This is a genomic window from Shigella sp. FC1567 (assembly GCF_001743015.1).
GTDB lineage: Bacteria > Pseudomonadota > Gammaproteobacteria > Enterobacterales > Enterobacteriaceae > Escherichia > Escherichia coli.
On the sequence record NZ_MIIV01000129.1, the window covers coordinates 1 to 5924 of the forward strand.

Below are 5924 nucleotides of genomic sequence, written 5' to 3' on the forward strand. Positions count from 1 at the left end.
TTTCTGGTGCGTACCGGGCTGAGAGGCGGTGTAAGTGAACTGTAGTTGCCATGTTTTACGGCAATGAGAGCAGAGATAGCGCTGATGTCCGGCAGTGCTTTTGCCGTTACGCACCACGCCTTCAGTAGCGGAGCAGGAAGGACATCTGATGGAAATGGAAGCCACGCAAGCACCTTAAAATCACCATCATACACTAAATCAGTAAGTTGGCAGCATTACCCGCCTTTGGTATTGTCTATATTTCCAGCCAATTAGTATTGTCGCGAGATATTCCCCTGACGGGTATGTTGATTGCCTCGGCGATCGGTATTTTCAGTTGTCCATTGGTTGGATGGTTATCAGATCGTATAGGTCAAAAAAGTCTGTATTTGTCGGGAGCAGGATTTTGTGTCCTGTTCGCGTTTCCTTTCTTCTTATTACTGGATAGCAAAAGTACGCTCATCATCTGGTGCAGTATGATCCTCGGCTACAACTTAGGTCCGACGATGATGTTTGCCGTGCAGCCAACACTTTTCACCCGCATGTTCGGTACCAAAGTACGATATACCGGCCTTTCTTTTGCTTATCAATTTTCCGCGATTCTTGGCGGACTAAGCCCCCTTATCGCCTCAAGTTTGCTGGCGCTAGGGGGAGGAAAACCGTGGTATGTCGCTCTGTTTTTATTTGCTGTCTCAGTTCTTTCCTTTGTTGCGTCTGGCTGATTGAGCCGACCGATGAACAAGAAACCGCTTCTTACCGCTACATCAGGGAACAATCTCATGAAAACTGAACGAAAAAACGAGCATTACCTGGCGCTACAACAGGCGTTTGACGCGCCATGGCCTGGGCCTGTAGGAGAGTTAGTGACGCTGGAAAAAGGCAATATTCACCTGCAGATTTATCCGCATGATGGTGCCAGGATAACCTCGTTAAAGGCATTTGGTTCTGAAGTATTACGCCAATGGCAGCCGCAGCGCAGAGCTTTTCAGTATGGCTGTTTCCCAATGGTGCCGTGGGCAGGGCGACTGGGGAATGCGACGCTGAATGCTGGTGGGCAATGTTATTCTTTACCCGCCAATAAACCACCACATGCGTTGCATGGTATGGCTTGTTACTCAACGTGGGAAATCATCGACAAAACAGCAGATTCCCTGACTTTACGTATGCCCCTGGCTTCACCGTGGCCCTGGCAAGGGGAAGTGATTCAGACTTTTTTGCTGGAGAACGATGCGCTGGTTTTGCAACTGGAAGTCCATTCATATGCCGATACATTCCCGGCCTCCGCTGGCTGGCATCCGTGGTTTGCGAAAAAGCTGACTCCGCAAAATACAGAATCGTTGCAGGTGCTTTTTGATGCGGACTGGCAAGAAGAAGCGGGTAGTGATGAACTGCCAACTGGAAATCGTATCTCTCCTCAAGCCGGTCCCTGGGATGACTGTTTTGGTTTTTATAACGGGGTGAAGGTTAAGTTACTGTGGCCTGGTAAACTCGCGATGACCATGATCTCTTCTGCAAACAGTCTGGTGGTATTTGATAAACAGCCCGATGCCACCTGTATTAACCCGCTGACTCAGGCACCTAACGCAATAAATCTAACGCCGGAATTGGTGACACCAGATAGGCCGCTGGTCATCGAAACTCGTTGGCAATTTACACCTGAATCTTAACCATTCATCTATTGCGAAAAAGCCAGTGAAATTACTCTGCTTTTTCGCAATCAGCATCACAAGATTACCCTTATTGCCACATAGCCAAACCCATCCTTTCCCGCTACAGTTAATTTCTTGTGGCGCGAAAGGAGGCAAAAATGCTCTATATCTTTGATTTAGGTAATGTGATTGTCGATATCGACTTTAACCGTGTGCTGGGAGCCTGGAGCGATTTAACGCGTGTTCCACTGGCTACGCTTAAGAAGAGTTTTCATATGGGGGAGGCGTTTCATCAGCATGAGCGTGGGGAAATTAGCGACGAAGCGTTCGCAGAGGCGCTGTGTCATGAGATGGCTCTACCGCTAAGCTACGAGCAGTTCTCTCACGGCTGGCAGGCGGTGTTTGTTGCGCTGCGCCCGGAAGTGATCGCCATCATGCATAAACTGCGTGAGCAGGGGCATCGCGTGGTGGTGCTTTCCAATACCAACCGCCTGCATACCACCTTCTGGCCGGAAGAATACCCGGAAATTCGTGATGCTGCTGACCATATCTATCTGTCGCAAGATCTGGGGATGCGCAAACCTGAAGCACGAATTTACCAGCATGTTTTGCAGGCGGAAGGTTTTTCACCCAGCGATACGGTCTTTTTCGACGATAACGCCGATAATATAGAAGGAGCCAATCAGCTGGGCATTACCAGTATTCTGGTGAAAGATAAAACCACCATCCCGGACTATTTCGCGAAGGTGTTATGCTAAAAACCATTCAGGACAAAGCCAGGCACCGTACCCGTCCACTATGGGCCTGGCTAAAACTACTCTGGCAACGTATTGATGAGGACAACATGACAACCCTGGCAGGTAACCTTGCCTATGTGGTCGTTGCTCTCATTAGTGCCGCTGGTTGCCGTTGTTTTTGCGCTTTTCGCCGCTTTTCCCATGTTTTCCGACGTCAGCATTCAGTTACGTCACTTTATTTTTGCCAACTTTCTGCCTGCTACTGGCGATGTTATTCAGCGGTATATCGAACAATTTGTTGCCAATTCCAACAAGATGACCGCCGTTGGGGCGTGCGGGCTGATCGTCACCGCGTTATTGTTGATGTACTCCATCGATAGCGCGTTGAATACCATCTGGCGCAGTAAACGAGCGCGACCAAAAATTTACTCGTTCGCCGTGTACTGGATGATTTTAACGCTGGGGCCGCTGCTGGCAGGGGCCAGTCTGGCGATCAGTTCCTATTTGCTCTCCCTGCGCTGGGCGAGCGATCTCAATACTGTCATCGACAACGTGCTGCGTATTTTTCCGTTGCTGTTGTCGTGGATCTCCTTCTGGTTGCTGTACAGCATTGTTCCTACCATCCGCGTACCTAACCGCGACGCGATTGTCGGCGCGTTTGTCGCCGCACTCCTGTTCGAAGCAGGAAAGAAAGGTTTCGCGCTTTATATCACCATGTTCCCGTCATATCAGCTCATTTACGGTGTGCTGGCGGTGATCCCCATTCTCTTTGTTTGGGTCTACTGGACATGGTGTATCGTCTTGCTTGGCGCGGAAATTACTGTCACTCTCGGGGAATACCGCAAACTAAAACAAGCAGCTGAACAAGAAGAAGACGACGAACCATGATTGCATTAATTCAACGCGTAACCCGTGCCAGCGTCACCGTGGAGGGAGAAGTGACGGGCGAAATTGGCGCGGGACTTTTGGTGTTATTGGGTGTCGAAAAGGATGACGACGAACAGAAAGCAAACCGTCTGTGCGAGCGTGTGCTCGGCTACCGCATCTTTAGCGATGCCGAAGGCAAGATGAATCTCAACGTGCAACAGGCGGGCGGCAGTGTACTGGTGGTTTCCCAGTTTACCCTCGCCGCAGATACCGAACGGGGGATGCGCCCAAGTTTCTCCAAAGGCGCATCACCGGATCGCGCAGAGGCGTTATATGACTATTTCGTCGAACGCTGCCGCCAGCAAGAGATGAACACGCAAACAGGACGCTTCGCTGCCGATATGCAGGTATCGCTGGTCAATGATGGCCCCGTGACATTCTGGTTGCAGGTATGAGCCAGCTTCCAGGGTTGTCACGGGAAACAAGAGAGAGTATCGCTATGTATCACCTTCGGGTTCCACAAACAGAAGAAGAGTTAGAGCGTTACTATCAGTTTCGCTGGGAAATGTTGCGTAAGCCCCTGCATCAACCAAAAGGTTCGGAACGCGACGCGTGGGATGCGATGGCGCATCATCAGATGGTCGTCGACGAGCAGGGGAATCTGGTGGCGGTAGGCCGACTGTATATTAATGCCGACAATGAAGCGTCCATTCGCTTTATGGCCGTTCATCCCGACGTGCAGGACAAAGGGCTGGGGACGTTGATGGCGATGACCCTGGAGTCGGTGGCGCGTCAGGAAGGCGTTAAGCGCGTGACCTGTAGCGCCCGTGAAGACGCGGTGGAGTTTTTCGCCAAGCTGGGGTTTGTTAATCAGGGAGAAATCACCACACCAACCACCACGCCGATTCGCCATTTTTTGATGATTAAACCTGTTGCCACTCTGGATGATATTTTGCATCGCGGCGACTGGTGCGCGCAGCTGCAACAGGCGTGGTACGAACACATCCCGCTTAGTGAAAAAATGGGCGTGCGCATTCAGCAATATACCGGGCAAAAATTTATCACCACCATGCCGGAAACCGGTAATCAGAATCCGCACCATACGCTGTTTGCCGGGAGTTTATTCTCGCTGGCAACGCTCACCGGTTGGGGGCTTATCTGGCTGATGCTGCGCGAACGCCACCTCGGCGGAACGATTATTCTGGCCGATGCGCATATCCGCTACAGCAAGCCGATTAGCGGTAAACCTCATGCGGTAGCCGACCTTGGTGCCTTAAGCGGCGATCTCGACCGTCTGGCGCGCGGACGAAAAGCACGGGTGCAGATGCAAGTTGAAATCTTTGGCGACGAGACGCCGGGTGCAGTGTTTGAAGGCACGTATATCGTTCTGCCCGCGAAGCCATTTGGCCCGTATGAAGAGGGCGGGAACGAAGAAGAGTAGCTTATGGAGAGGGGCGGTGCTGCCTCTCTCATTCATTCCGGTCATTTACATCATTCCCTGTCTATGCCGGTAATATTGAATAAGAACTCTATAAATTTTTATTCTTCGTTGGCACCATACGTGTCTTGCTACATCACTGTTCAGGAGCATTTAAATATTATTTGTAGAGCTGAGTGGCAATTATCGCAGATAATGCTTAACTCATCATCTTAGTTCAGGTTTGAGCGATTTTTGATAGTCAAAACCTCCTCTGGTGCCATACTTTCCTCATAAATATTTTTAAAATCTATAGCTCACAAACATTATGCAAAGATAATGGGCTGGCATCATTGTCAGTATCATTCATTTACTGCTCTGTATGTTATGAATCATTATGTTGTATGTTTGCTCTTAAACCGTGGGAAGGAGGCTATAATGGTTGCCAATATTAATCTCATTAAACAAGAAAGTTATTCTGTTGTTAATTTAGAAAAACAACTTTCCCGAACTGTTACCAACAAAATTATAACGATGAGCAAGTAAAGACCGGTTGGTGGCAGTACTGACCGGTCTGTGATGAAAGATTAATTTCACCTTAAATCCTGGTGCTGTTAGGATGCTGACGTTTTTCGGCTACACCATTCAGATTATGCAAATAAATATCTCTGAATATAATATATTCATAGCACCCATAATTCATCCTGGGCGATAACTAAACCATTTTTGAGTAATAAATGAAACAACTGCAACACTCTTATTATTTCTGGAAAACGCCTCGCAAAAACAAAACAACATGCAAAAATCCGCTTTTTTTTAATGATTTTCCGGCGTAATTTTCGCACATACATTAATGAGTAATATAGGTAAGGTGGTGGTAATGGCGATGAATACGGTTTTTCTTCATTTATCAGAATGAGGTGTACTGGCAATAGCGGACACTACCATTTGTTCTTTTTTTAAGCAGCCATCTGATGATATTTTTCCCTGAAGGCTGCCGGGGAGATATTCCCCAGACGAGAGTGACGACGCTGACGATTGTAGAAAATCTCAATGTATTCCCGTATTACTGAGATGGCTTCATCCCGGTTATTAAAACGATAGTGGCTCAGGCTCTCATTTTTCAGCGTTCCCCAGAAGCTTTCCATCGGAGCGTTGTCGTAACAGTGACCTTTACGCGACATTGATGTTTTCAGACCAGACTGCTCCTGTATGACCCGGTAATCGTATGCGCAGTACTGTGAACCTCGATCAGAGTGGTGGATTAGCCCGGCA

Annotated in this window: 6 protein-coding genes and 3 pseudogenes; 7 read left to right on the plus strand and 2 right to left on the minus strand. The window is 48.7% G+C overall.

What is annotated here, in order from left to right:
* Positions 1–165: IS1 family transposase (locus BHE85_RS09780; protein ID WP_047664789.1), on the minus strand; the 165-nt coding region annotated here is incomplete at its 3' end.
* A 56-nt stretch (positions 166–221) separates the two neighbouring features.
* Between BHE85_RS09780 and BHE85_RS09785 the strand changes: the two are divergent.
* From BHE85_RS09785 to BHE85_RS27375, 7 genes and pseudogenes are all read left to right on the plus strand, one after another.
* A pseudogene (locus BHE85_RS09785) lies at positions 222–769 on the plus strand (MFS transporter); the annotation flags it as partial.
* A complete protein-coding gene (locus tag BHE85_RS09790; RefSeq protein ID WP_000846262.1) occupies positions 759–1646 on the plus strand; it encodes an aldose 1-epimerase in 888 nt (295 codons plus the stop codon). The pseudogene BHE85_RS09785 and the gene BHE85_RS09790, both read left to right, overlap by 11 nt.
* Before the next feature lie 140 nt (positions 1647–1786).
* On the plus strand, positions 1787–2386 hold the full coding sequence (yihX, locus tag BHE85_RS09795) for a glucose-1-phosphatase (RefSeq protein ID WP_001315111.1): 600 nt from the start codon (positions 1787–1789) through the stop codon (positions 2384–2386).
* Positions 2380–3253 (plus strand): annotated as a pseudogene (locus BHE85_RS09800) (virulence factor BrkB family protein). The gene yihX and the pseudogene BHE85_RS09800 overlap by 7 nt, the downstream one beginning before the upstream one ends.
* Positions 3250–3687, plus strand: a complete 438-nt coding sequence (dtd, locus tag BHE85_RS09805) for a D-aminoacyl-tRNA deacylase (RefSeq protein WP_000560983.1) — start codon at positions 3250–3252, stop codon at positions 3685–3687. Before BHE85_RS09800 ends, dtd begins: the two are co-directional and overlap by 4 nt.
* Before the next feature lie 44 nt (positions 3688–3731).
* Entirely contained in the window at positions 3732–4673 is a 942-nt protein-coding gene (fabY, locus tag BHE85_RS09810; RefSeq protein WP_001297068.1) for a fatty acid biosynthesis protein FabY, read from the plus strand.
* Between the two features lie 363 nt (positions 4674–5036).
* Positions 5037–5153 (plus strand): annotated as a pseudogene (locus BHE85_RS27375) (hypothetical protein); the annotation flags it as partial.
* A gap of 455 nt (positions 5154–5608) precedes the next feature.
* Here the strand turns inward: BHE85_RS27375 and BHE85_RS09820 are convergent.
* The coding region (locus BHE85_RS09820) for an integrase core domain-containing protein (protein ID WP_146627433.1) at positions 5609–5924 on the minus strand (316 nt) is incomplete at its 5' end.

Bases quoted from the DNA above. Each gene is read 5' to 3' on its own strand.
- BHE85_RS09790 (WP_000846262.1), top strand. From the start codon at position 759: ATGAAAACTGAACGAAAAAACGAGCATTACCTGGCGCTACAACAGGCG.
- yihX (WP_001315111.1), top strand. From the start codon at position 1,787: ATGCTCTATATCTTTGATTTAGGTAATGTGATTGTCGATATCGACTTT.
- dtd (WP_000560983.1), top strand. From the start codon at position 3,250: ATGATTGCATTAATTCAACGCGTAACCCGTGCCAGCGTCACCGTGGAG.
- fabY (WP_001297068.1), top strand. From the start codon at position 3,732: ATGTATCACCTTCGGGTTCCACAAACAGAAGAAGAGTTAGAGCGTTAC.